19 protein-coding genes are annotated in these 25,470 nt (G+C 64.4%); 7 read left to right on the top strand and 12 right to left on the bottom strand.

Annotated features, from left to right (window positions below):
• Positions 1-10: 10 nt before the first annotated feature.
• Positions 11-1,582 carry a signal recognition particle protein gene (gene ffh, locus BLP88_RS13960; RefSeq protein ID WP_074590124.1) on the bottom strand — a complete coding sequence of 524 codons (1,572 nt, stop codon included), beginning with the start codon at positions 1,580-1,582 and terminating at the stop codon, positions 11-13.
• Positions 1,583-1,739: 157 nt separating this feature from the next.
• Here ffh and BLP88_RS13955 point away from each other — a divergent pair, with 157 nt between their 5' ends.
• On the top strand, positions 1,740-3,140 hold the full coding sequence (locus BLP88_RS13955; RefSeq protein WP_074590122.1) for a glucose-6-phosphate dehydrogenase: 1,401 nt from the start codon (positions 1,740-1,742) through the stop codon (positions 3,138-3,140).
• Positions 3,141-3,262: 122 nt separating this feature from the next.
• Here BLP88_RS13955 and BLP88_RS13950 read toward each other — a convergent pair whose 3' ends face one another.
• Together BLP88_RS13950 and BLP88_RS13945 are read right to left on the bottom strand one after the other, a co-directional pair.
• Positions 3,263-3,601: a P-II family nitrogen regulator gene (locus BLP88_RS13950; RefSeq protein WP_070347556.1), complete on the bottom strand. Its 339-nt coding sequence runs from the start codon at positions 3,599-3,601 to the stop codon at positions 3,263-3,265.
• A complete protein-coding gene (locus tag BLP88_RS13945) occupies positions 3,598-4,944 on the bottom strand; it encodes an ammonium transporter (protein WP_074590120.1) in 1,347 nt (448 codons plus the stop codon). The genes BLP88_RS13950 and BLP88_RS13945 overlap by 4 nt, the downstream gene beginning before the upstream one ends.
• Positions 4,945-5,217: 273 nt before the next feature.
• Here BLP88_RS13945 and BLP88_RS13940 point away from each other — a divergent pair, with 273 nt between their 5' ends.
• Both BLP88_RS13940 and BLP88_RS13935 read left to right on the top strand, forming a co-directional pair.
• Complete coding sequence (locus BLP88_RS13940; RefSeq protein WP_074590118.1) at positions 5,218-6,450, top strand: MFS transporter; 1,233 nt, start codon at positions 5,218-5,220, stop codon at positions 6,448-6,450.
• A gap of 197 nt (positions 6,451-6,647) precedes the next feature.
• The gene (locus BLP88_RS13935) at positions 6,648-8,237 is read left to right on the top strand and encodes a glycoside hydrolase family 5 protein (RefSeq protein WP_245679874.1); all 1,590 of its coding nucleotides are present in this window, start codon (positions 6,648-6,650) and stop codon (positions 8,235-8,237) included.
• Positions 8,238-8,323: 86 nt separating this feature from the next.
• Here the strand turns inward: BLP88_RS13935 and ftsY are convergent, their stop codons facing one another.
• The 3 genes from ftsY to BLP88_RS18795 all read right to left on the bottom strand — a co-directional run bounded on the left by ftsY (position 8,324) and on the right by BLP88_RS18795 (position 15,484).
• Entirely contained in the window at positions 8,324-9,535 is a 1,212-nt protein-coding gene (gene ftsY, locus BLP88_RS13930; protein WP_074590116.1) for a signal recognition particle-docking protein FtsY, read from the bottom strand.
• 44 nt (positions 9,536-9,579) lie between these two features.
• Positions 9,580-13,191 carry a chromosome segregation protein SMC gene (smc, locus tag BLP88_RS13925; RefSeq protein WP_175453569.1) on the bottom strand — a complete coding sequence of 1,204 codons (3,612 nt, stop codon included), beginning with the start codon at positions 13,189-13,191 and terminating at the stop codon, positions 9,580-9,582.
• Positions 13,192-14,218: 1,027 nt separating this feature from the next.
• Entirely contained in the window at positions 14,219-15,484 is a 1,266-nt protein-coding gene (locus BLP88_RS18795) for a hypothetical protein (RefSeq protein WP_139163402.1), read from the bottom strand.
• Positions 15,485-15,803: 319 nt separating this feature from the next.
• Between BLP88_RS18795 and BLP88_RS13915 the strand changes: the two genes are divergently transcribed.
• Both BLP88_RS13915 and BLP88_RS19315 read left to right on the top strand, forming a co-directional pair.
• A complete protein-coding gene (locus tag BLP88_RS13915; protein ID WP_175453568.1) occupies positions 15,804-18,917 on the top strand; it encodes an FkbM family methyltransferase in 3,114 nt (1,037 codons plus the stop codon).
• A 58-nt stretch (positions 18,918-18,975) separates the two neighbouring features.
• Entirely contained in the window at positions 18,976-19,620 is a 645-nt protein-coding gene (locus BLP88_RS19315; RefSeq protein WP_084111230.1) for a CatB-related O-acetyltransferase, read from the top strand.
• Positions 19,621-19,675: 55 nt separating this feature from the next.
• Here the strand turns inward: BLP88_RS19315 and BLP88_RS13905 are convergent, their stop codons facing one another.
• The 6 genes from BLP88_RS13905 to coaD all read right to left on the bottom strand — a co-directional run bounded on the left by BLP88_RS13905 (position 19,676) and on the right by coaD (position 23,298).
• On the bottom strand, positions 19,676-20,152 hold the full coding sequence (locus BLP88_RS13905; RefSeq protein ID WP_074590109.1) for a hypothetical protein: 477 nt from the start codon (positions 20,150-20,152) through the stop codon (positions 19,676-19,678).
• A gap of 43 nt (positions 20,153-20,195) precedes the next feature.
• Positions 20,196-21,149, bottom strand: coding sequence for a bifunctional DNA-formamidopyrimidine glycosylase/DNA-(apurinic or apyrimidinic site) lyase (gene mutM, locus BLP88_RS13900; protein ID WP_074590107.1), 954 nt, complete (start codon positions 21,147-21,149; stop codon positions 20,196-20,198).
• A gap of 6 nt (positions 21,150-21,155) precedes the next feature.
• On the bottom strand, positions 21,156-21,875 hold the full coding sequence (gene rnc, locus BLP88_RS13895) for a ribonuclease III (RefSeq protein WP_074590105.1): 720 nt from the start codon (positions 21,873-21,875) through the stop codon (positions 21,156-21,158).
• A 25-nt stretch (positions 21,876-21,900) separates the two neighbouring features.
• Entirely contained in the window at positions 21,901-22,104 is a 204-nt protein-coding gene (gene rpmF / locus BLP88_RS13890) for a 50S ribosomal protein L32 (RefSeq protein ID WP_074590103.1), read from the bottom strand.
• A gap of 33 nt (positions 22,105-22,137) precedes the next feature.
• Positions 22,138-22,665: a YceD family protein gene (locus BLP88_RS13885; RefSeq protein WP_084111227.1), complete on the bottom strand. Its 528-nt coding sequence runs from the start codon at positions 22,663-22,665 to the stop codon at positions 22,138-22,140.
• A 132-nt stretch (positions 22,666-22,797) separates the two neighbouring features.
• Positions 22,798-23,298, bottom strand: a complete 501-nt coding sequence (coaD, locus tag BLP88_RS13880) for a pantetheine-phosphate adenylyltransferase (RefSeq protein ID WP_074590099.1) — start codon at positions 23,296-23,298, stop codon at positions 22,798-22,800.
• 91 nt (positions 23,299-23,389) lie between these two features.
• Between coaD and BLP88_RS13875 the strand changes: the two genes are divergently transcribed.
• Positions 23,390-24,658, top strand: a complete 1,269-nt coding sequence (locus BLP88_RS13875) for an aminotransferase class I/II-fold pyridoxal phosphate-dependent enzyme (RefSeq protein ID WP_245679873.1) — start codon at positions 23,390-23,392, stop codon at positions 24,656-24,658.
• A complete protein-coding gene (locus tag BLP88_RS13870) occupies positions 24,658-25,461 on the top strand; it encodes a spermidine synthase (RefSeq protein ID WP_175453567.1) in 804 nt (267 codons plus the stop codon). Before BLP88_RS13875 ends, BLP88_RS13870 begins: the two co-directional genes overlap by 1 nt.
• Positions 25,462-25,470 lie beyond the last annotated feature (9 nt).

Below are 25,470 nucleotides of genomic sequence, written 5' to 3'. Positions count from 1 at the left end.
GGGCAGGGGCCTACTTGCCGAGGAACTTGTCGAAGCCCTTGGGCAGGTTCAGCTGCGAGGGATCGAAATCGGCAGCCCCCTGGCCGAAGGCGGCACCGCTGGCCGCGGAGGATGCGGCGTTGCGCTTGGCCTCGGCCTCACGCAGTTGCTGGGCTGCCTTGGCCGGGTTGCCCGAACGTGCCTTCTTCTTGGGCGCGTTCTTCGCACCCTTGCGTGCGCCGCCGCCCATGCCGGGCATTCCGGGCATCCCCGGCATGCCGCCACCCTGGGCCAGCTTCTTCATCATTTTCTGCGCCTGGGCGAAACGCTCCAGCAGGCCATTGACCTCGGAGACGTGCACGCCGGAACCGCGGGCGATGCGTGCACGGCGGGAGCCGTTGATAATCTTCGGGGCCACGCGCTCGTGCGGGGTCATGGAACGCACGATGGCCTCGACGCGGTCGATCTCGCGCTCGTCGAACTGCTCAAGCTGCTGGCGGATGTTCTGCGCACCCGGCATCATCATGAGCATCTTCTTCATGGAGCCCATCTTGCGGATCTGCTGCATCTGGGCCAGGAAGTCGTCCAGGGTGAAGTCTTCCTGGTCGGCGAACTTCTTCGCCATCCGGGCGGCTTCGTCCTTGTCCCAGTTCTTCTCCGCCTGCTCGATGAGCGACAGGACGTCGCCCATGTCCAGGATGCGCGAGGCCATGCGGTCCGGGTGGAACAGTTCGAAGTCGTCCAGGTTTTCACCGGTGGAGGCGAACATGACGGGCTTGCCGGTCACGGACGAGACCGAAAGCGCGGCACCGCCCCGGGCGTCGCCGTCGAGCTTGGACAGCACGATGCCGGTGAAGTTGACGCCCTCGTCAAAGGCGAGCGCGGTGTTGACGGCGTCCTGGCCGATCATCGAGTCGATGACGAACAGCACTTCGTTGGGGATAATCGCCTGCCGGATGCGGCGCGCCTGGTCCATCATCTCGGCGTCGACGCCAAGGCGGCCGGCGGTGTCCACGATCACGACGTCGTGCAGTTTCTGGCGGGCTTCCTCGACGCCGGACTTCGCGACGGCGACCGGGTCACCGGTGGGGGTCTCGAGGTCGGAGGTGGTGCCGGGGTGGGGAGCGAACACCGGAACACCGGCGCGGCCGCCCACCACCTGCAACTGGGTCACGGCGTTGGGGCGCTGGAGGTCGGCGGCGACGAGGATGGGGCTGTGGCCCTGGGCCTTCATCCACTTGGCAAGCTTGCCGGCGAGGGTGGTCTTGCCGGCGCCCTGGAGGCCGGCGAGCATGATGATGGTGGGCCCGGTCTTCGCCAGCCGGATGCGGCGGGTCTCGCCGCCGAGGATCTCCACGAGTTCCTCATTGACGATCTTGACGATCTGCTGGCTCGGATTCAGTGCGGCCGAAACCTCGGCGCCCAGGGCACGTTCGCGGATGCGTCCGGCGAATTCACGGACCACGGGAACGGCAACATCCGCATCCAGGAGGGCGCGGCGGATCTCCCGGACTGTGGCATCGACGTCGGCCTCGGAGAGGCGGCCCTTGCCACGGAGATTCTTGAAGGTTGCTGTCAACCGGTCAGAGAGTGAATTGAACACGCGCCGTGCACTTCTTTCAATGGTCTACGGATGGCGGCCGAAGCGGCACGCCTGCATCATTGCCGATCATTGTCCCGGACAACACTGATTCAACCCGGCTGCGGGACTCGACTATCTAGGGTACCAAGTTGCACCTCCAGGATGGCATGCTGGCACAGTGACCAGCGAAAACACCGTGAAAACACTGCTCATCCTTGGCGCTTCGGGAGACCTCACGGGACGGCTGCTGCTGCCGGGCCTGGCGCGGCTGGTCGCAGCCACACGGGCCGGGGACCTGAAACTCGTGGGTGCCGGCTCCGACGACTGGACTGCCGCGCAGTGGGCCAAGCGCGTCCATGACTCCTTCAGTGCCGCAGCGACGTCCGCCGACGCCCGGGGCAAGGCCGCCCTCGCCGCGATGGAAAAGGACACCAGCTACCACGGCCTCGACGTTACGGCGGAGGGGGCCTTGGCCGGACTGATCGGCGGGCTGGAAGCGCCCGTGGCCGTGTACTTCGCGCTTCCCCCTCACGTCAGCCAGAAGGCCTGCGAAATCCTGGATCCGGCGCAGCTTCCGCCGGGCACCCGCCTCGTCCTGGAAAAGCCCTTCGGCTCAGGCACCGTGTCAGCGCGGGAGCTGAACCGGACGCTGGCGGGCCTGGTGCCGGAAGACCACATCCACAGGGTGGACCACTTCCTGGGCAAGGCCACGGTGCTGAACATCCTGGGCCTGCGCTTCGCTAACCGTTTCCTGGAGCCGGTGTGGAACCGCGAGCACATCGAAAAAGTGGAGATCATCTTCGACGAAGACCTCGCGCTGGAAGGCCGGGCCCGCTACTACGACGGCGCCGGAGCCCTGCGCGACATGATCCAGAGCCACCTGCTGCACATCATGGCGTTGCTGGCCATTGACGCCCCCGCCACCATCGGCGAGCGCGACCTGCGGGACGCGATCTCCACGGTGCTGCGGGCCAGCAGCATCACCGCGCCGTACAAAAAGTCGACCCGGCGGGCCCGCTACGGCGCCGGCAGCATCGGCGGACGCGAGGTCCCCGACTACACCGCCGAAGAGGGCGTGGATCCCTCCCGCAACACCGAAACCCTCGCCGAGGTGCAGGTGGGCATCGACACCTGGCGTTGGAAGGGCGTTCCGTTCATCCTGCGCTCGGGCAAGGCCCTGGGCGTGAAGCGCAAGGAAGCCGTGGTCACCTTCCGCCCCGTGCCGCACCTGCCGGACGGCTTCCAGGGGGTGGACGCCCCCAACCAACTGCGCATCGGCTTCGGCCCCGACACGCTGAAACTGGACGTCGACGTCAACGGTCCAGGCGACATCTTCAGCCTGGACCGCGCCACGCTCCTGGCCGAACTCAACGCCTCCGAACTGCTCCCCTACGGCGAAGTCCTCGAAGGGGTGATCAGCGGCGATCCACTGCTCTCGGTGCGCGGTGACACCGCGGAACAGTGCTGGCGGATCGTCGAACCCGTACTCGCCGCGTGGGCCCGGGATTCCGTTCCGCTTGAGAAGTACGACGCCGGCAGCACCGGCCCCGCGGACTGGCCCACCGCCGTCGGAGGCTGACACAGCGGATACGGCAGCTGAGGACGCAAACGGACGGGCCGGGTACCTTCTGGTACCCGGCCCGTCCTATGCCTCCGGCGGATGGCCCGCTGATCGCTCAGCTGGCGGCTGCGCTGGCCTAACTAGATGGCGGCTGCGCCGCGTTCTCCGGTGCGGACTCGGACTGCCTCGTGGACGTCCACGGTCCAGACCTTGCCGTCACCGGCGCGCCCGGTGTTGGACGAGGCGATCAGGACATCGAGGATGTCGTCCGCCTGCTCGTCCGTGGCCAGTACTTCGATGCGGATCTTCGGAAGAAGGTCCACGTTGTACTCGGCACCCCGGTACACCTCGGTGTAGCCGCGCTGGCGGCCGTATCCGCTGGCCGCGCTGACCGTCAGTCCCTGGACGCCGTAGGCCTCAAGGCCTTCACGGACAGCCTCAAGCTTTTCCGGACGGACAATCGCGGTGATGAGCTTCATGCCTGGACACTCTCCTTGCTTGCAGTGGTGGCTTCGGTGGCTTCGATGGCCTCGGCAGGGGCCGTCTTCTTGCCGGTGATCAGATCGTGCAGGGGCTGGAAGCTGCCGCCGTGTCCGGTGACGCCGAACTCGTAGGCGGTTTCGGCGTGCAGGCTGACGTCTGCGCCGGCGATTTCCTGGTGCTCGGAGATGCGGAAGCCCATGATCTTGTGGATCGGGTAGGCGATGACGAAGGTCATGACCGCGGTGAAGGCGATCGACATCAGGGCCGCGAGCGACTGTGCCACAAGCTGCGTGGCACCGCCTCCGTAGAAGAGGCCGGCCGCGCCCTGGGTGGGGGTGGCGAGGAAGCCGATGGCCACGGTACCGACGAGGCCGGAGACCAGGTGGACGCCCACGACGTCGAGCGAGTCATCGTAGCCGAGCTTGAACTTCAGGCCGACGGCGAGCGCGGAGGCCACACCGGCTACCACGCCGAGGGCGATGGCGCCCAGCGGGGAGACGTTCGCACAGGCCGGGGTGATGGCGACGAGGCCGGCAACCACACCGGAGGCTGCACCGAGCGAGGTCGGGTGGCCGTCGCGGATGCGCTCCACCACGAGCCAGCCGAGCATGGCGGCGGCGGGTGCGACAAGGGTGTTGATCCAGATCAGGCCGCCCTGTTCAACGGTTGCGGCGGCACCGGCGTTGAAGCCGAACCAGCCGAACCACAGGATGGCGGCGCCGAGCATGATCAGCGGCACGTTGTGCGGGCGGTGGTTCGGGTCCTTGCCGAAGCCCTTGCGGTTGCCGATGATCAGCACGAGGATCAGGCCGGCCACACCGGCGTTGATGTGGACCACGGTGCCGCCGGCGAAGTCGATCACCGGGGCGAAGGTCTGGCCGAACCAGCCGTCAGCGGAGAACAGGCCGCCGCCCCAGACCATGAAGGCCATGGGCGCGTAGACCAGGGTGGCCCAGATGGGGGTAAAGAGGGTCCATGCGGAGAACTTGGCACGGTCGGCAATGGCGCCGGAGATCAGTGCCACGGTGATGATGGCGAAGGTCGCGGCGTAACCGGTCTTCAGCAGGTCGGCCGGTTCGGTGAAGTTGTGCAGGCCGAAGTGGCTGAAGGGGTTGGCGAAGATCTGGAAGAAGTTTTCTTCGTTCGCGGTGGCCATGGAGGCGCCCCACAGGACCCAGGTAATAGCCACGGTGCCGATGGCGATGAAGCTCATCATCATCATGTTCAGGGCGGCTTTGGCACGGGTCATGCCGCCGTAGAAGAATGCCAGGCCCGGGGTCATGAACAGCACGAGTGCCGCTGCGACCAGGAGCCAAACGAGACCGGCGGTAAATTCCATGGTCTGCGTCCTCTCTGCTTATGCGGCCAGAGCCGCCTGTACCAACGCCATTTGCGTTCTACATAAGAGTCTCGGATCGCAGTGTTTCGCCCGCGCGGGTTTTAGATTGCGCGCCTGTTACAAGAACCTGCCAAACGTAAATGGTGGATATCCCCCGCGTTACAGCGATGTTTCGTGGATCACACTCGGCGGAAGGAATCAACATCCGCGGCGCTTTGTTACCTTTGGAAGCACCGCACCGAACCACCCGCCAACTTTGAGGTCAGCCGCCGCATGCGTGAAACAACCCGGGAGCCCGTCACAGGCTCCTCCCGCCCGCTCCGGCGCCCGGCCCTGCCGCGCGACATCAAGGTGATGCTGCTCGCTGCATTCCTGATCGCCCTCGGCTTCGGCCTGGTGGCTCCCGTCCTGCCGCAGTTCGCCACCACCTTCGACGTCGGCGCCACCGCGGCGGCGGTAATCGTGAGCATCTTCGCTTTCATGCGCCTGGCCTTCGCCCCGGCCGGCGGCGCCCTGATCGGCCGGCTCGGCGAGCGCACGGTCTACGTGTCCGGGCTCCTGATCGTGGCGGTCTCGACGGCGGCCTGTGCCTTCGCGCAGGACTACTGGCAGCTGCTTGTGTTCCGCGGGCTCGGCGGCGCCGGCTCGGTGATGTTCACCGTCGCTGCCATGGGTCTGCTGATCAGGCTCGCACCGCCCGAGAGCCGCGGCCGGGTGTCCGGTGCCTATTCTTCGGCATTCCTGCTCGGCAGCGTGCTCGGCCCGGTGGTGGGTGGCCTCCTGGCCGGTTTCGGGCTGCGGGTGCCCTTCCTGGCGTATGCCGCGGCGCTGGTCCTGGCCGCCCTGCTGGTGAGGTTCCAGCTCGCAGCCGGGCCCTCCGTTGGCGCTGCGGGCGGTTCCGCTGCCCCGGCCATGCCGTTGCGGGAGGCCTTGGCCGACCCCGCGTACCGCGCGTCCCTCTTCTCCGGTTTCAGCAACGGCTGGGCGGTGTTCGGGGTGCGCATGGCCACGGTGCCGTTGTTCGCCGTCGCCGTCCTCGCCGCCGGCACGGCATCCGCCGGCTGGGCCCTTGCGGTCTTCGCCGGCGGCAACGCCGTGGCCCTCAGTTTCTCCGGCCGCCTCGCGGACCGCATCGGGCGCAAGCCGCTGATCACTACGGGCCTGGCCGTGACGGGCCTCGCGACGGCGGCCATCGGGCTGACGGATAACCTGCCCGCTTTCCTGCTGGTCTCGGCCGTTGCCGGATTCGGGTCCGGGGTGCTCGGCCCGGCCCAGCAGGCCGCCGTCGGCGACATCCTCGGACAGGGGCGCTCCGGCGGGAAGGTGCTGGCCACCTTCCAGATGGCAGCCGACGCCGGCGCGATCGTTGGCCCGGTCCTGGCAGGCGTGCTCGCCGATGCCTTCGGTTATGGTTGGGCGTTCGCTGCCACCGGGGGCCTGGTGCTGCTCGCCGCCGCCTGGTGGCTGACAGCACCGGAGACCCTGCCCGGCCGCCGCAGCGCGTAACCCCCGGGGGGCGCGCAACGGCAGGCGTCTTCGCGCGGACGAAGCTTCCACACCGCATCGTTTAGGCTGGCTGAAGAACCAATCCCACCCGTTCCCGGAGGTACTTCACCGTGGCCACCCATGACCACCTGCCAGGCGGCGGACATCCCGCCGGTCCCGACCGACGACCGCGACGCAAACGGGCAGGCAGGCGCAAGGTGGTTTCCCTGGCGGCCGTGGGCGTCCTGGTTGCCGGCGCAGCGGTGGCCGTGCCCTTCGCATTGAACGCCCAGCAGCCCTCTCCCCCGGGCGAACCCGCCGCAGTACCGAGCCCTGCGCCCGCGTTCACCAAACAGCCCGGAACCAAGTACTACAACCAGCCCGGCCCGCAGGCCTCGGCCACGCGGGCAGTCGCCCCGATGGCGGTCAACGTCTCGTCCGCCGAGCAGGGAACCTCCATCGACCCGGGTGCCGTCGGCCTGTCCCTCGAAGCCACGGACCTCGCCGATCCGGCCCTCAGTTCGGCCAACGCCGATCTCGTGGCCACCCTCAAGGGGCTCGGCAAGCCGCTCCTGCGTTTCGGCGGCAACGCCGTGGACCGGCGCTTCTTCTGGACCTCCTCCGGGGAACCCATGCCGGGCGACCGCCAGGGCGACAAGGCGCACCCCGCCCGCACCGTGACGCCGGCGGACCTCGAACGCGTCAAAACCCTCGCCGACGCGGTCGACGGCACCGTCAACCTCACCGTCGACCTTGGCCACTACGATCCGGCCCGGGCGGCGGACATGAGCAAGCACGCGGCCCGGATCTTCGGCAAGCGCTTGGTGGGCCTCACGGTCGGCAACGAACCGAACGGCTACCCGAACAACGGGCTTCGCCCCGGAAGCTGGGGCATCGAGGACTACCTCAACGAGCTCAAGACCTACGCGGAGGCGATCAACAAGGCCGCGCCCGGCGTGCCCATCATCGGGCCCGGGACGTACTCGGAAGCCTGGTGGAAGGCCTTCGCCAGGACGACCCTGCCGCAGCAGCGCATCGTGTCATTCCACTACTACCCGCTGTCCAGCTGCTCCGGCAGCGAGCCCGGAGACGAGCCCACGATGGCGAACCTGATGAGCGACTACATGCATCCGCGGGTGCGGGACTACGACCGCAGGGCGATGCAGCCCGCGACCGCCGCCGGCCTGCCGACCTGGCTCACGGAGACCGGTCCGTCGGCCTGCCCGGGGACCAACCCGACCACCAAGAACCACGCCTCGGCCCTGTGGTACAGCGAATTCGCCCTCAACGGGCTCCAGCAGGGCATCAAGCGGCTGGGCTTCCACAGCTCCCTGATCACCTGCGTCGGCGGACCGCCCCTGTCCCCCATCTGCTCCGGCGGCAAGTACCTGCAGCCCGACGGTGCCATCCAGGAAAACCCGAGCTACTTCGGCCTGGCCATGGTCTCGGACCTGGGCACCGGAAAGTTCCTGAAGCTTGAGCAGTCCGGCGGCGGGCTGAGCTACGCCTATGCGGTGAAGCACGCGGACGGCAGCACCAGCGTCTACATCGCCAACAAGAACGACCCGCAGAAGGACGGCCAGGCCACGGTCACGCTCAGCCTGCCCGGCAAGCCCACGGCCGGAACCATGACGCAGATGGCCGGTCCCGGCTACACCGCCACGGGCGCCACGGTGATCGACGGGAAGAAGGCCCTTCCGGTGGCCAACAGCCAGCGGCCCATGGTCATGAACTTCGTCCCCGGGTCCAATGTGCAGAAATTCCCGCTGACCTCCGGGACCGTCACAGTCCTGCACTTTACGTACTGACACAGCCGGCTCCCGGCATACAGAAGCCCGGCGGCCCGCAGGATGATCCTGCTGGCCGCCGGGCTTCTGCGTCCTGTTTGATGCGCCTAGTTGAGAAGCGCGTCCACAAACGTGTCGGCTTCGAAGGGTGCGAGGTCGTCGGGGCCTTCGCCCAGGCCCACGAGCTTCACCGGCACACCGAGCGCCTTCTGGATCGCGACGACGATGCCGCCCTTGGCGGTGCCGTCCAGCTTGGTGAGGACGATGCCGGTGATGTTGACCACCTCGGAGAAGACCTTCGCCTGGTTCAGGCCGTTCTGGCCCGTGGTGGCGTCCAGGACCAGCAGGACCTCGTCCACCTCGGCGAGCTTTTCGATGACGCGCTTGACCTTGCCGAGTTCGTCCATGAGGCCCACCTTGTTCTGCAGGCGGCCCGCGGTGTCGACCATGACCACGTCGACTTCCTGTTCGATCCCGGCCTTCACGGACTCGAAGGCGACGGAGGCGGGGTCAGCGCCATCGATGTCGGACTTCACGGTGGGCACGCCCACGCGCTGGCCCCACGTGGCCAGCTGCTCGGCGGCTGCGGCACGGAAGGTGTCGGCCGCACCCAGGATGACGTCCTTGTCCTCGGCGACCAGCACGCGGGCCAGCTTGCCCACCGTGGTGGTCTTGCCGACACCGTTGACGCCCACCACGATCACGACGGCGGGGTGGCCGTTCTTGCGCTCCACCTTCAGGCTGCGGTCCATGGAGGGATCCACGAGCTTGATGAGTTCCTCCCGCAGCAGCGCCTTCACGTCCTCGGGGCTGCGGCTGCCCAGCACCTTCACGCGTTCACGGAGGGCGTCCACCAGTTCCGTCGTGGGTTCGGTGCCGAGGTCGGCCAGCAGCAGGGTTTCCTCCACCTCGTCCCAGACGTTCTCGTCGATCTTGTCGCTGGCGAGCAGGGCGAGCAGGCCCTTGCCGAAGATGGTGTTGGATTTGACGAGGCGGGCGCGGAGCCGCTGGAGCCGGCCCTCCACCGGGGCGGGGGTTTCCACCTGCACGGTTTCGAGGCCTGCGGGCTCTTCCGTGAGGTCCACTTCGGGTGCCTCGGCGGATTCGACGACGCCGGCCGGTGCCTTGCGTTCGTCGGCAACAGCGTCCCGCTCATCCACCAGGGTCCCGCCGGCGGCCGGGGTTGCCGGATCGTTGGCGTCACGCGTTCCGGGGTACTTGCCGGCGGACTTCCGCGCCTTCAGGAACACCGGAATCAGCCCGCCGATGACCACGAGGGCAGCGGCTATGGACACAATAATGGGGAGGAGTTCGTTCACACCCCTAGCTTCTCACAGCCGGATGGCCTCCCGTCGCGGGACCGTCACACCCCGGCGTCGAGCCGCTGGCTGATGACGGTGGAGACGCCGTCGCCGCGCATGGTCACCCCGTACAAGGCGTCCGCGACTTCCATGGTGCGTTTCTGGTGGGTGATCACGATCAGTTGGCTGGATTCACGCAGTTCCTCGAAGATCGTGATGAGCCGGCCCAGGTTGGTGTCGTCCAGGGCCGCCTCCACTTCGTCCATCACGTAGAACGGCGAAGGCCTGGCCTTGAAGATCGCCACCAGCAGCGCGACGGCGGTCAGGGAGCGTTCTCCGCCCGAGAGCAGCGAGAGCCGCTTGATCTTCTTACCGGCGGGCCGGGCCTCGACCTCGATGCCGGTGGTGAGCATGTCGTCCGGGTCGGTCAGCACCAGCCGCCCTTCGCCATCGGGAAACAGCCGGGCAAACACATGGTCGAACTGTTTGGACGTGTCCGCGAAGGCTTCGGTGAAAACCTGCTGGACCCGGGCATCGACTTCCTTGATGATGTCCAGCAGGTCCTTGCGGCTGGCCTTGAGGTCTTCGAGCTGGGTGCTGAGGAACTGGTGTCGTTCCTCGAGGGCGGCGAATTCCTCCAGGGCCAGCGGATTCACCTTGCCGAGGGCGGCGAGGTCGCGTTCGGCCTTGCGGAGCCGCTTTTCCTGCTCTTCCCGGACGAACGGTTTCCCGGCCGGGACCGGGTTCCCGTCCTCGTCCACCTCGGCGCGCAGTTCAGCCCATTTGTCCTGGCTGTCCGCGGGCAGCGGCACCGGCTGGTCCGGTCCGTAGTCCGCCACGAGCTGTTCGGGGGACAACCCGAGCTCTTCGACGGAGCGGGCTTCGAGGGCCTCGATCCGCAGCCGCTGCTGGGCCCTGGCGAGTTCGTCGCGGTGGACTGAATCGGTCAGTCCTGCCAGTTCGCGGGCGAGCTCGTCGTTGCTGCTCCGCAGTCCGGCGAGTTCCTTGTCCCGCTGTTCCTTGACGGCTTCGGCGTGGTCACGTGCGGTGGCGGCCAGTTCCACGGAGACGTCGATGAACCGCACGGCCTGTTCCACGGCGCGGGCCACCGCGGCGGCGCGGGCAGCCTGGGCCTTGCGGCGTTCGGCGCGGCGTGCCGCTTCCTCGCGGGCGCGGCGCTCGGTGGCGGCGGCGCGTTCCAGGGACGCTGCCCGGTTGGAGGTGGCGTTGAGTTGTTCCTCGGCGCTGCGCAGCCCGAGGCGAACTTCCATCTCCTGTGCCCGGGCGTGGCTGGCCGCGGCGGCGAGTGCGTCCCGCTGCTCGGTGGACGGTTCGTCTTCCTCCGGCGCTTCCTGGGCTGCGGCGAGCCGCTCGGCAGCGGCTTCGAGGGCTTCTTCGGCGACGGCGATGTTCAGATCGGCCTTCGCCAGCGAGTCGGCGAGGCGTTCGCTTTCGGCGACGGCGCTGCGCAGCAGGGAGTTCAGGTGCCCCAGCCGTTCGGCGACGGCGGCGAGCCGGGCGTCGGAATCGTGCAGTTTCTCCAAGGCGGCATCGGCGCGCTCCTGCGCCTCCTCCCGGCGGGCCTCGGCGGCGGCCAGGGAGAAGCGGCCGCGTTCGAGTCCGGAGACCAGGACGGCGAGGCGGCTTTCGGCGTCGTCGACGGCGGCCTGCACCTCAAGCAGCGACGGCGCGTCCGCCGATCCCCCGCTGACGGTGAGCGCGGTGAAGACGTCGCCGGCGCGGGTCACCGCGGTCAGCCCCGGATGGCGGGCGATCAGCTCCGCCGCCTCGTCAAGGCCATCCACGACGGCGGTGCGCGCCAGCAGCTGCGCCGCCGCCTCCTCACCGCCCGCGTCCCCGCCACCGCCCGGGCTGCTGCCGTTCCGGCGGACCAGCCCGGCGGCCCAGCGGGCCCCCTCCGGCAACTCAGGCACCTCCCCCGCAGCGGCGTCCGGTGCTCCGCAGCCGGCGAGCAATAGGGACACCCGGCCGCCGTCGTCGTCCTTCAACAGCTGCACCGCGGCCTTGGCGGCGTCCGTGCCCTGCACGACGACGGCGTCGGAGTGGCTGCCCAGCGCGGCGGCCACCGCCGTCTCGTAACCGGGCTCGACCGCGAGCAGTTCGGACAGGGCACCGAGCACGCCCGGGGCACCGGAGGAGAGCACCCGGCCCGAGCCGTTCTTGCGGTTCAGGCCGAGTTGCAGGGCATCCCTGCGGGCGGTGAGCGCATCCCGTTCGCGGAGCTGCTCCCGTTCGGCGGTCTTCAGGGCCTCGATCTCGGCCACGATGCCGTCCAGGAGTGCCGTGGCTTCCTCGTACTCGGCGTCGAGGCTTTCCTCGCCGTCCTCGGCGCCGGCCACCTGGGATTCGAGGGCCGTGAATTCCTGCTGGGCGCGGCGGCGGCGCTCCTCGCCCGCGGCCATGGATTCGCGCAGGCGTCCGCGTTCGGCGTCGGCGGCCTCGGCCTTGGACCGTGCCGCGGCGAGCTGCCCGACGAGCCGGGCGATGCCTTCCCGGCGGTCGGCCGCGGCACGCAGCACCGCGGTGAGGCGCTTGTCCTCTGCGGCGGCCAGTTCTTCGGCTTCCTGCCGTGCCTGGCCGGCGCGTTCGAGCGCGTCCCTGCGGGCCACGATGTCCTGCTCCAGTGCGGCCTGTTCCTGCCGGACCCGGGCCGCCTGGCGTTCCAGCTGCTCGGGGTCGCGCCCGGAGTCGGGCAGCGGGTCGGAGCTGCCGAGGAGGCGGCGGCGCTCCGCGGCGAGGGCACCGAGGGCACGGAGTCGCTCGCGGGAGGCGGAAAGCTGGTACCAGGAGTCCCGGGCGGCGTTGAGCCGGGGGGTGGCTTCGGCGGCGAGCCGCTCGACTTCGGCCTGCCGGTGCCGGCCGGCGGCGACTTCCTGTTCCACCACTTCACGGCGTTCCTTGAGGGCGGCTTCGGTGGCGACGTCCTCTTCCAGGGCCTCGCTCAGCCGGACGAGTTCGTCGGCCAGGAGGCGGGCCTTGGCGTCGCGGACCTCGAACTGCACGGTCTGTGCCCGGCGGGCCACCTCTGCCTGCTTGCCGAGGGGCGTCAATTGCCGGCGGATTTCGGCGGTGAGGTCGCCCAGCCGCTGCAGGTTGGACTGCATGGCCTCGAGTTTGCGGACGGTCTTTTCCTTGCGTCGCCGGTGCTTGAGGATCCCGGCGGCCTCTTCGATGAAGCCGCGGCGGTCTTCCGGGGTGGCGTGCAGGACGCGGTCCAGTTGGCCCTGGCCGACGATCACGTGCATTTCGCGGCCCAGCCCGGAATCGGAGAGCAGTTCCTGGATGTCCAGGAGCCGGCAGGGCGCGCCGTTGATGGCATATTCGGAGCCGCCGGCCCGGAACAGCGTGCGGGAAATGGTGACTTCGCTGTACTCGATGGGCAGCGCGCCGTCGGCGTTGTCGATGGTGAGCGAGACGTGTGCCCGGCCGAGCGGCGGGCGCCCTGCCGTTCCGGCGAAGATGACGTCTTCCATTTTGCCGCCGCGCAGGGTCTTGGCGCCCTGTTCACCCATCACCCAGGCAAGGGCGTCGACGACATTGGACTTCCCGGACCCGTTGGGGCCAACCACCGCGGTGACGCCGGGTTCGAAGTCGAACGTCGTGGCCGACGCGAACGACTTGAATCCCCGGACAGTCAGACTTTTCAAATGCAAGGTGGTTCGGAACTCCTCCAGTGGCGCGCAAATTTAGACTCCGGCATCGCCTTCCCTTGGCCTCGGCTTATGTCCTAGCTAAGCCTAGTTCCTTCAGGACACGAGCTTTGTGCTTATCCTCCGAAGGTAAGGTCGCGCCATGTTGAACATCGACCCTAATCTCCAATGCGGTCAATGCCTCTACCACTCGCTCGAGAACTACCTGTTGGCTCTTCATGCCTTCCAATAGGTCCGCCAGATGCCGCGAAATTTCTCGGGATGATTCCTCTCCAGTTCTGGAGCCTTCAAGAATGGAATTCAGCTTGGCATTATCCGAGAGCGCCGCCCTGGCGCGCGCTGCCTCGCTGTTGGAGACATCTTTCGCTAGGCTCTGAAGCCCTTCATGAAGCCTACGATCCTGCAAGACAAGAGCATTCAACTTCGCATTAGCGCTTGATGCCGCCCTAGCGCGAGCTGCCTCACTGCTCGAGACGCTTCTCGCCAGGCCCTGAAGCCCTTCATGAAGCCTACGATCCTGCAAGACAAGAGCATTCAACTTCGCATTAGCGGTCGATGCGGCTCGCCCCCTAGCGGCCTCGCTGTCACGCAAAGCCCGCATCACGTCGGAAAACCTTCCGTCAAGCATTGAACGCAGCAGTACAAATCGCGACCCCTGGGCTTCGGAGTTTCTCCGCAACAGTTGAGCCAGGCCTCTAATCCGCCGAGCCAGGAGATAAGAACATACCAGGAGCAGCGCGGTCAATGCCAAGTAAAGGGCAGGGACGAACACGGTCCCGGAGCCTACCGCCAATAAACCCACGCTAGAGGCGCTTAGCAAGCACAGGAGCACTACCAAGAGCACCGATTTATTCTTCAAGTTCTTCCCTAACCAAACAAGCGACCACAGTTCACCTAGGACACAGCCGATGGTAACGACGTGCGCCGGATGACACGAACTCTATCAACCTTCAGTAACGTAAAACGCAGCATGGGGTCGGGCAGTGCCGGCTGCCGGCCGACTGTGCTGCGAGATGGGGACGACAGAGGGTCAGTATCCGTTCAAGTACCTCATAGTTTCGAAGCGCCCCAGCGGGAAGTGACCCCCACGCACGACACTCCACGCCGAATAGGTCTCGTATCTGCCATCAGATCGAGCCCAGTCATGTTCCTCGGAAAGTCTGTGCAGCCGTCGTCGAAAATCGCCAAAATGGTCATCCACATGGGCTGCATCTCTGAGATTCTGCAGGTACAGAAAGTCGGGCACGTGCCGGTTACGGACGAATCTCTCCACAACGTCTATTCGGTGCAGATACTCAGGTGGAACAGCCCTTACCGAATCGAATCCGAGTCCTGCTTGTACCGCACTGTCGACGGCGACAGGAAGGTGGTATCTGCGGAGGTCAATCTGGGGTATATCAGCAACTACTCTGGAACCAGGCAAACATGCAGCCATCTGAAAAGACGAGAATCCGCCAGCAGAGCCACCATAGAAAACCACGTCGGACGACTTCAGGCCTAATGACGTCGCCACGCGACCGATGATACCCACGGCTTCCTCCACGTAGTCGCGTTCTTTCGTCCCAATCCACCAGCCAGCGTCAAGTCCCTCATCAAGATACAAAGTTGGATCGTTAAGACCTAGCGCCGACCCCTCGAGGTCCTGCATCCATTTCCAGCGATGAAAAAAAGGCAGCCGAACCGTTCGGCGACTCAGGGCACTTTGACCAAAAACGACGAGTTTCTTGGATCCTCGGCGCAAATCCGAGAAAAATTCGTACGCAACGCCGTCAACATGAATCCGCATCAGGTGCCGGCTATCCAGCAAAGGTTCATAGGCGTCCATATCGAGAAATTCCCGATTCGTATCGGGAAACGGCAGCGACATCGGATTAACTGCCGATCCGATTGGCTGGCTCCGAAGGATCCTGGAAAGATGACCACCAACCTTAGAGCCGAAGTCGACGCTCGGATCACTTGGGATACCCTGCACAAAAACGTTCGATGCGGGCAGTTTTCGAAAGTTTCTGGTAAATACAACATACTGAAGACACGTCAGGGCCGAATCGGCCAATTCTTCAAGGGGAAGCTTGACGGACTCCTCAGTCGTCAGGCACAAGATTCTCTTCCCTGGGTAGCGAAGCCGAACGATTTCTGCCAACCTACGCGCATTGCTCAACCTATCCGGCGAACGAGAGAATTCACCCGATATATCAACATGCCCGACCTGAAATGACTCGATATAGCGATCCAGAACGGACCCGTAAGGATCGAGCACGGCCAAGTAGTCAAACTCGATATCAGTAATGCTCGTCAAGCATGCCCCCAAAAGAGAAGGCGCCCGCAAACACCGTCGCCTGTTGAGGCACCGTGCGGACGCGATGCATAACAATATCACCTAACAGGCGAGCACCTGCAGGCTCACCCAAGAGCGTCTTTTCCAGCGTGGGGTATGAGCGGAAGTTCCGACGTGACAGCGCCCCAAGCTCCGTAAATAAGAAGCCGCCACGACCGGTTACGACCACTCGTCGCCCCATCCGCTACTATCTACACGGGTCCGATCAGCCCAAGCTTCCCAGGCTTGACCTTGGATACCGAGCCACGAAACGGTTACTGGAGATTGTCAGAACATGCACATGAAGAGCATCAGCTTTAAGGCCCACGACGTAGACGTGCAGATCAGTGGCATGGAAGGCGAGTACGTCTTCAACCTCATTTCACGCCTGAACGCATTCTATGAACATGACCTCTTGGAAAAGATTTCATCCATCCCGATGCGCGATGACGGTGCGATCATTGATGTTGGCGCGAACATCGGGAACCACACCGTATACTTCGGCAAGTTCTTCAGCAACCAAGTGTTTTCAATCGAACCGGTACAAGCCAATTTTCAGATACTTGAGGCCAATATTGCTGACAACGGCCTAAGCGATCGAGTTACTCCCATTCTTGCTGTGGCATGGGATAGTTCCTCAAACTTCAGCATGTCTCAATCTATTCCGTCTAATTTCGGCACATTCAAGGCGACGGAAAGTACAAACGAGCAGGCAACAGTACCGGGAGACACTCTCGAGAATCTCATCGGTGACCAGAACATCGCCCTTATGAAAGTCGATGTCGAAGGCTCCGAGGATTCCGTTATCAGAGGCGCACTCCCCCTAATCACTAAGTACAAGCCCCTGATCGTTGCGGAGTCTCACACGCCTGAAGCATTCCGTGCTCTCAATGAGCTACTGTCTCCGATCGGGTACGAGGTGCTCGCTGAAGGCGGCCGAAGCGTTAACTACATTTGGGCGCACGAAGAATCACTTGTTGGTGAGAGTCTCGCTGCCTGCAGCCATCGCCTCCTCATCAACGAAAATCGCAGGCAATTCCGCCAGGTCACGACGCAATTGGACGCGTTGTCTCGCCGAATTCAGACGGCCCAGGTTCAGCAGAACGAAAATGGAAAGGTCTTAGCCCCAGGGGAAGATCCGGCGAACACGCTGCCTGAGTTGCCCACAGCTTTTGAAAATGCAGTCGAACGGCTCTCACTAGCCTTTGAGTCCGCTCGCGCTAAGGCGGAAGCAGGAAATGAGCAACTTATCACCTCCGCTGAGCGCATAAACGTCGATGTGAGCAAAATAGGTAGTCAAGTTTCGGACAAACTTGATGACCTTTCGCGGAATTTGGACAGCCTATCCGCGTCGATCCAGACCCGAAGTGTTGAAATCGCAGAAAAGGAGTTATTGCTCGTCGAAGCCGACCTGAGGTCTCAGCTTAAGTCGGTTGGTGAGCAACTCGACAAAGCACTCGACGATCGATTTGACTTTGAGCGCCGCTCAGCGGTTTGGGAGAGCGCATACAGCGAACTCGCCAATCGGTGGGAAGAGAGCGCACCTGGGAGGATCTCTGCCGACGCCGCTATCAAGACGGTTCGCCAGTTGGCTCACAAGACAAGCGCGGACCCACTCAACCACACCCGCCTCAGCACGCCCGTTCATGAGCTGAGGAAGCCAGCGGGGTCGCGTCAAGACAGCGTCCGTATTGGGATCGCCAGCATGCGGGGACGTGAAGACGGCCTCAGTACGGTGCTCCGTATCCTCTCCCCGCAAGCGGACGAGATATTTGTTTACCTCAATGGGATGGAAGCAATTCCAGGTGCTCTCCCGCAGTTCAAGAATATTAAGTATTTCACAGGACCCGACTACGGTGATCGAGCCAAGTTTCTATTCTTGCGAGATTTTGAGGGCTATTATCTGACGTGCGACGATGACATCGAGTACCCAGATTTTTACGTCGATTATCTAATCCAAGGCATCGAGCGCTACGGCCGAAAGGCGGTGGTGGGCTGGCATGGCTCGATATTCACCGAAGACTTCGAAGACTATTACAACAGCAAGTATCGGCAAGTCCTGTCCTTCTCGACACTTCGCGGCAAAGATACCCCAGTTCATCTCCTTGGAACAGGCATAGCAGGATTTCACACGAGTACGATACAGATCGAATTCTCAGACTTTGAGTATCCCAATATGGCGGACGCTTTTCTTGCCCGAAAGGCGCAGAACCAAAAAGTCCCAATGATCGTATTGAGGCACGAGCGTGGTTGGGCAATTCCTATTGATCGTGAGGCGCCGTCCATCTCGAACGTGTCATTGGGCAAGAGCCAGGGAGAAAAGACCCTCGACGTCCGAAGCCTTGTTTCGAAGCTAGTCAAGGATCATGGACGATGGGAGACATATACAGCAGAAGAGGCAACTTCGAGGGAAGAGCTCAAGGTTGCGATAATTGGACGTACTGACAAGGAGCGCTGGAAGAAGGGCGGGATTCTCAAGTCTTGCCATCTAACTGCATCCCAGCTTCGAGTATATGGGGCGGACGTAAACCTACAGGACATTGAAACCGGCGACCCGATACATTTGGGCGGCAGCAAGGTGGATCTGGTAATGATCTACGTGGGCGATCCAGAGCGCCCAGACTTTTCGAAAGTTGAAGAAATAGTTGAACACCATGCGAAAGCCGGACGCACCGTGGTCATCAACCTTTCGGTCAACGAGAAGCCATCGCGATACCGCTCCATCCGATCCAAACTTCTCGATTGGGAGAGTTCATTCGGTCGTCGCGTCTACCTGATGGTATTTACCGAATCGATGCAATCGCATCCCGAGCTAGCCACAGTCGCCCATCTTGTTGTAACTGTTCCGAAGACCCTTTTGCTTCCGGCATCCCCGAGTGTGACTTTCCATAATTCATCCGGGATCTTTGTGGGCGATATTGCGAAACTTAGCGACGATTCTCTGATGTCTCGTCCCGCTTCTGAGTGGCTTGCAGCGATCCGGCGTAGCGTACCTGAGGCTAAGATCATTGCAGTCCGCCAATATCAGCCCAAGTACAAGGTCGATCTTGACATCGATGAGGTGTGGCCGTTCCTCCGGGAAGATTTTGCCGCGCGACTTTCGACAGTTCGCGCGATGGTAACCCCGATTAAGTACGCAACCTTCGAGATGGTCCCCGTCGAAGTCGCCTCCCTCGGAGTGCCGGTCTTTTACCAGAACATGCCTCAGTCGCTCTCTGAATATTTGGGGCTAGCCGGCATTCGTATTGACACACCCGGCGACCTGGAAGAAGTCTTGCCGATTGTGTATCGCGATGAGATGGTCTGGAGAAGCCAAAGCCGCGCAGGCCGGCACCGGGCGTTAAGCGAAGATATCCAAAGCACTTCTGGGCAAATGTACATGCAGCTTCGCCGCCTGATTAGCCGAACTCAATAATTTTGCCCGGCGCGACAACGTTGATTCGGTTCGCCTGTTCCTATTAGAGGAGAATTCAATGTCAAAATACGCAGCACCCCTAATTCTCAATGCAAAGGGAAACAGTTGGTGTGTATTCGCAGAGCCAGAGGTCCGCATTATCGATGCCGAACTCCAGGGTGCCGTATACTTTGGATTTGGTAGCTATATGAATTCGGGTCGGATTCGTTCGTATGTCGAAGTTGGAAGGTACTGTAGTATCGGACGCGATGTATCACTCGGCCTAGGTCATCACAATTTCGAGAGTTTTTCGACATCGCCATTTTTTGAGTCTAAATTGCCATCCTCATCCTTGCGTCTGGCCCGAACTGAACCCAAACGACGCGTGGTTATCGGAAACGATTGCTGGATCGGCGACGGCGTGAAAATTTCCTCAGGCGTCACCGTCGGAGACGGTGCGATTATTGCCGCCGGCGCTGTTGTTTCCCGAGACATCGAACCTTATGAAATCGTCGGAGGGGTCCCAGCCAAGCATATTCGCTTCCGATTCGACCAACACATGCGCAAGCGATTGGTCAGCACTGCATGGTGGAAATACGATCCAACCAGACTGAAACAGCTTGTCTCCCTATCATTAGCAGACACAGTGTCGGCAATTGAGACGCCGAGCAGCTCTCTGGAGAATTACCCCGTCAGTTATCAGGTTTTGCGGCCGAAGGCCTAGACTGGCTTGTTCGTGGGAATGTCAAAGCCGTTCACGGAAACTTGCCCCGTCCACGTTATTCTTTGACCTCGCTCTCGCCCGGGCCGGTGCCGCCGAGCAGTTGCTGCGCCTTGTTTTCGAGCCCGTCGTCTACGGACTCGAAGATGACCGAGGCCAGCCACACCACCACCGTGAGGAGCACCCAGCCGGCCGTTCCGGTGATGACCAGGCCGCCGGCGAAGGCGGTGGTGAGCCAGACGGCCGCAAGGCTCAAGGCGAGTCCGGCGGCCGCCACCAGCGCTTTCCGCGCGGCTTTCGACCGGGCCGGCTGTCCGCCGTCGGGAGCTTGCGTTTCGTCCGCCCGCTGCCGTGCGTCCAGCCTCCGGAAGAGGACTGCGGCGGCGCCGCGCAGAAGCAGGCTGGCTGCGGTTAAGACCAGGACCACCCAAAGGAAGCCGCCACCCAGCCGGACGCCGGGCAGGATCGAGGCGGCCCACAGCGTGATGCCGTTGAAGACAAACGCGATGGCCGTCCGGATGGCCCAGGCTTTCATGTCCACAGTCTGCCACCGGAGGCGGCGCCGGAAAACGGACCCGCTACCAGCGACCGTTGCGGGGACGGGGCTGACACACGGGGCAGGTGTGCGAGGAACGGTTCATGAACTGTTCGCGCTTGATCACGCCCGCCAGGCCCGCTTCGGCGCAGCGCCGGCAGGCCTGCCCGGTCCTGCCGTAGGCGTCCAGCGAGCGGGCAAAGTAGCCGGAATCGCCGTTGACGTTCACGTAGAGGGAGTCGAAACTGGTGCCGCCTGCCGCGAGGGCGTCGTTCATGACGTCCCGGGCCGCCTCTACCAGTCGCGCGGCATCGGCCCGGCGCAGGGTATCCGTGGCGCGGGCGTAGTGCAGCCGGGCCCGCCACAGCGCTTCGTCCGCGTAGATGTTACCGATGCCGGAGATGATGCCCTGGTCCAGGAGCGCCCGTTTGAGGCCGGTCCGGCGGGATCTGAGTTTCCGGTAGAAGTCCTCGAAGGAAAAATGCGGGTCCAGGGGGTCGCGGGCGATGTGCGCGGCTTCCGCCGCGATCTCGGGAAGGGGTGACTCCCCCAGCCCGCCGGGGCCGCCGTCGGCCGTGGGGACCAGGGAGGTGACGAACAGTCCGCCGAAGATCCGTTGGTCCACGAAGCGGAGCTGTTCGGGCATACCGTCCGTGTGGCTGAGCCGGAGCCGGACCTTGAGGTGCTTTTCGTCGGGGACCTCGGGGTCCTGCATAAGGAGTTGTCCGCTCATGCCCAGGTGCGCCATGAGCGCGACGCCGGTTCCTGTTTCGTGGGCGGGCGCGCCGTCCAGGGCCAGCGGCATCCACAGGAACTTTCCGCGGCGCACGACGTCCAGCACGGTGGCTTGCTCAAGATTTCCGGCAAAGTCCTCCGGACCGAGGGCATGGCGGCGGATGGAGCGGGGATCCAGGACGTCCACGGAGGTGATGGTGCGGCCGCGCACCCAGCGGGCCAGGCCGCGGCGGACCACCTCTACTTCAGGCAGTTCGGGCATGGCTGCTCAGCCGGCGCCGGGGGCGTCACCGGAACCGGCGGCGGCTTTAGCGGAGCTGAGGGTCCGCCAGGCGTCCGCTGCGGCCTCCTGCTCGGCTTCCTTCTTGGAATGGCCGGTGCCCTTGCCGTAGCCGGTGCCGTTGATCTGCAGTTCGGCGGTAAAGATGCGGGCGTGGTCGGGACCGGTGCCCTCCACGGCGTAGAAGACGGTGCCGAGCTGCCGGCTCGCGGCGAGTTCCTGGATGCTGGTCTTCCAGTCGGTGCCGGCGCCGAGCGCGGCGGCATCCGCCAGGAGGGGCCCCACCAGGCGCATGACAAGCTGGCGGGCTGTTTCGATGTCGTTGGACAGGTAGGTGGCGCCGATGAGCGCTTCCATGGTGTCCGCGAGGATCGAGGATTTGTTCTTCCCGTTGGTGAGTTTTTCACCCTGGCCGAGGTAGATGTACTCGCCGATGCCAAGCTCGCGGCCGATCACTGCGAGGGCGCGGGTGCTGACGACGGCGGACCGCCGCTTGGCGAGCTCGCCTTCGGGAAGGTCCGGATTCTCCCGGAAGAGGAAGTCGGTGACGGAGAAGCCCAGGATGGAGTCGCCGAGGAACTCAAGGCGTTCGTTGGTGGGGATCCCGCCGTTCTCGTACGCGTACGAGCGATGTGTCAGAGCAAGACGAAGCGTCTCGGCGTCAATGGTGACGCCGAGACGCTTCAGAAGCTCTTCAGTTGAAGACATCCTTTAATCAGCCTGTATGGCGGACTTAGGCGTCAGCGACCTTGCGGCCCTTGTACTCAAGGAACAGCGCGGTGCCAGCAGAGTCGGTAACGACCTTTGCCTGGTGCGGCAGGCTGTAGACAACCTGGCCGTTCTCGATGGTCTTTACCAGGTGGGGGGCGGAAGCCTTCCACTGGGCACGGCGGGCGCGGGTGTTTGCGCGAGACATTTTCCGCTTGGGAACAGCCACGGCTATCTCATTTCTCTCTTAGACGAACACTTACTAATCAGTTTGCCGGTCAGTCTCAGCCAGTTCAGCTAGGGCAGCCCAGCGAGGATCCAGGACCTCGTGGTGGTGCCCCGGCTCGTCTTCCAGGCGTATTCCGCATTCGGAACAAAGGCCCTGGCAGTCTTCCCGGCACACCGGCTGGAACGGCAGCGTGGTCACGACTGCGTCCCGCAACACCGGCTCAAGATCGATCAGATCGTGCTCGACTCGACGTTGCTCTTCATCGTCTTCCCCGTCCGAAAGCTCAACGCCTTCATAGAGGAAAAGTTCTTGCACATTGACCTCAAGGTCATACGCAAGGGGATCCAGGCATCGTCCGCATTCGCCCTTGACCTCGGCGAACGCGGTTCCGGATACCAGAATTCCTTCGTGTACGGCCTCAAGCCTCAGGTCGAGCTCGATGTCCGAGCCTTCCTGAACGCCAATGAGCGCCACACCAAGATCACTTGGTGCAGGTACATGTTCTTTGAGTGTCCGCATGGTTCCCGGGCTGCGCCCGAGGTCCTTGACAAGCAGCATCAAGGGCGAACCTGCATCTCGCTTAATGAGAACTCCTGTAGAACATATGACCGACGTACCATCTTAGCCTGAACGTCCGAACGGACTCAAACCGGGGCCGCCGCACAGGGCAGCGGCCAGAGGCACCGGTCCAGCTTACCCGCTCCGGCGCTGATCCGGAGCCGACTCGCCCGCGAGGATCCGCTTCAGCACCGATTTGGGCACGAAGTCGGAAACATCGCCGCCCAGTTGGGCCACTTCCTTGATGAGGGTGGAAGACAGGTGGATGTAGTGGGCCTCCGCCGGCAGGAAGACAGTCTCGACGCCGGTGAGCTGCCGGTTCATCGTGGCCATGGGCAGTTCGTAGTCGAAGTCCGAGGAGGAGCGCAGTCCCTTGACGATGGCGGTGGCCCCGCGCTGCCGGCAGTATTCGGCCAGCAGCCCCTCCCCCATGGGTTCGACGATGATGCCGCGCAGCGAAGCCAGGGTTTCGCGTGCCATGTCCATCCGCTCCTCCAAGGTGAAGCGGTACTTCTTGGTGTAGTTGGTGGAGACCGCGACGATCACTTCGTCGAACAGGCCGGCGGCCCGGGCGATGACTTCGAGGTGTCCGTTGTGGATGGGGTCAAAGGAACCAGGGCACACTGCGCGTCTCATGCCTCGAAGCTATCGCATCCCCTGCCGGGATACCATGACACACACCGGCCGGTCCCGCCGGAATCCAGCGACACCAGGAAGGCGGACCCGCGTGACGAGCCCCGTCCCCAGCAGCCCCGTTTCCAACAGCCAGTTCCCCGGCAGCCGGCACACCCCGGACCGGGACGCGGCCCCGTGGCGGCGGGCGGCCACGGGCGCCAACCTGCTCTCGGAAGACGGCTCCCTGGGCGTGACGATCTTCGAAGAGATGACCACGCTGGCCATGCAGACCGGAGCGATCAACCTCGGCCAGGGGTTCCCCGACGAGGACGGCCCGGAAGAGATGAAGGCGGCGGCCCAGGAGGCCATCACCGCCGGGGCCAACCAGTACGCTCCAGGCAAGGGAATCCTGGAACTGCGGGAGGCGGTCAGCGCGCACCAGGAGCGCTTCTACGGACTGCGGCCGGATCCGTTAAACGAGGTAGTGGTGACCACCGGCGCCACCGAGGCCATCGCCGCTTCCCTGCTCGCCTTCATCCAGCCGGGCGATGAGGTACTCACCTTCGAACCGTTCTACGACTCCTACGGGGCCATCATCGGCCTGGCGGGAGGCGTGCATGTCACCGCTCCCCTGCTGGCCCCGGGTTTCATGCCGGACCTGGACAGGCTGGAGGCGGCGTTCGGCCCGCGGACCAAAGTGGTGATGCTGAACAACCCGCACAACCCCGCCGGCGCGGTGTTCCCGCGTCCGGTCCTGGAACGGATCGTGGAACTGGCCGAAAAGCATGACGCCCTGATCGTCAGCGACGAAGTCTACGAGCATCTGACGTTCGGCGTCCCCCACATTCCCGTCGCCACGCTGCCCGGCGCCGCGGACCGGACCATCACCATTTCCTCCGCCGGCAAGACCTTCTCCTTCACGGGCTGGAAGATCGGCTGGCTCAGCGGACCCGAACACCTCGTCGCCGCGATCCGCACGGTCAAGCAGTTCCTGAGCTACAGCTCCGGCACGCCCTTCCAGGCCGCCGTGGCCCGGGGCCTGGCCCTTCCCGACGACTTCTATACCGGCATCGCCGCCACCCTGCAGCGCAAGCGGGACATCCTGGCCGACGGCCTGCGGGCCGCCGGCCTGGGCGTCTACCTGCCGCAGGGAACGTACTTCATCAACGTGGACACGGCCCCGCTGGGAATCAGCGACGCCGTCGAGCTCGCCCGCCGGCTGCCCGGACTCGTGGGGGTGGCCGCCATTCCCGTCCCCGTTTTCTGCCACCCGGAAGGGGCCGAACGGACCCGCAGCCTGCTGCGCTTCGCGTTCTGCAAGAAGGAGGACGTCCTGGTGGAGGCAGCCTCCCGGCTGGCCACCCTGCGGGAGAAGCTCTAGTGGCTGCCGCGGAAAGCCACCAGGCCCGCCGCTTCCTGCGATCCAGCGGGCAGCACGCGAGCATCGAGCCGGACGGGCTCGTGGACGGCGCGTACGTGCTGAGCATCGGCGGCGCCGAACAATCCCACGTGAACCTGGCCCGGCCCGAGGAAGTGTTCTACGAATACTTGCGCCGGATCGCCAACGTCGTGGACCTGGCCGGCCCCGAAGGCGCACCGGTATCGGCGCTGCACCTTGGTGCAGGGGCCCTCACCCTGGCCCGCTACATCCAGGCGACGCGGCCCGGGTCGGTGCAGTACGCCGTCGAGCTTGAACGCGAACTGCTGGACTTCGTCCTGCAGAAGCTGCCCATGCCGGAGGGGACCCGCCTGGAAACGCGGATCGGCGACGCCCGCGGCGAACTCGCCGCGCTGCCGGCGGAACTGCTGTTCGACGTCGTCATCCTGGACATCTTCTCCGGACCCGAGGCACCGGAGCACATCGCCTGCCGGGAGTTCTACGAGGAGGCTGCGGCGCGGCTGGGCCCTGACGGGTTGCTGGTCACCAACGTCGGCGACGAGGCCGCACTGACGCTGGTGCGCAGCCAGGTGGCCGCGATGCGCGGGGCCATCGGGGCCGGGGCGCTGGCGGATCTGGTGGCCTTCGCCGAGACGGGCATGTTCGCCGGCCGTTATCCCGGGAACATCATCCTGGTAGGCAGCAAACGGCGGTGGCCCGAGGCCTGGACCCAGGCACTGCTCGCCCGCGGCCCGCACCCGGCCACCGTGCTCCGCGGCGTGGAGCTGGATCCGCTGTCCGACTGACCCAACTGA

It is taken from the genome of Arthrobacter cupressi, assembly GCF_900099975.1.
In the GTDB taxonomy this organism is placed as follows: Bacteria; Actinomycetota; Actinomycetes; order Actinomycetales; family Micrococcaceae; genus Arthrobacter; species Arthrobacter cupressi.
Note: the sequence above shows the minus strand (reverse complement) of the source record. Positions and strands in the feature narration are given on the sequence as shown.

Bases quoted from the DNA above. Each gene is read 5' to 3' on its own strand.
- BLP88_RS13950 (WP_070347556.1), bottom strand. From the start codon at position 3,601: ATGAAGCTCATCACCGCGATTGTCCGTCCGGAAAAGCTTGAGGCTGTC.
- BLP88_RS13945 (WP_074590120.1), bottom strand. From the start codon at position 4,944: ATGGAATTTACCGCCGGTCTCGTTTGGCTCCTGGTCGCAGCGGCACTC.
- BLP88_RS13940 (WP_074590118.1), top strand. From the start codon at position 5,218: ATGCGTGAAACAACCCGGGAGCCCGTCACAGGCTCCTCCCGCCCGCTC.
- BLP88_RS13915 (WP_175453568.1), top strand. From the start codon at position 15,804: ATGAAGAGCATCAGCTTTAAGGCCCACGACGTAGACGTGCAGATCAGT.
- BLP88_RS19315 (WP_084111230.1), top strand. From the start codon at position 18,976: ATGTCAAAATACGCAGCACCCCTAATTCTCAATGCAAAGGGAAACAGT.
- BLP88_RS13905 (WP_074590109.1), bottom strand. From the start codon at position 20,152: ATGAAAGCCTGGGCCATCCGGACGGCCATCGCGTTTGTCTTCAACGGC.
- mutM (WP_074590107.1), bottom strand. From the start codon at position 21,149: ATGCCCGAACTGCCTGAAGTAGAGGTGGTCCGCCGCGGCCTGGCCCGC.
- rnc (WP_074590105.1), bottom strand. From the start codon at position 21,875: ATGTCTTCAACTGAAGAGCTTCTGAAGCGTCTCGGCGTCACCATTGAC.
- coaD (WP_074590099.1), bottom strand. From the start codon at position 23,298: ATGAGACGCGCAGTGTGCCCTGGTTCCTTTGACCCCATCCACAACGGA.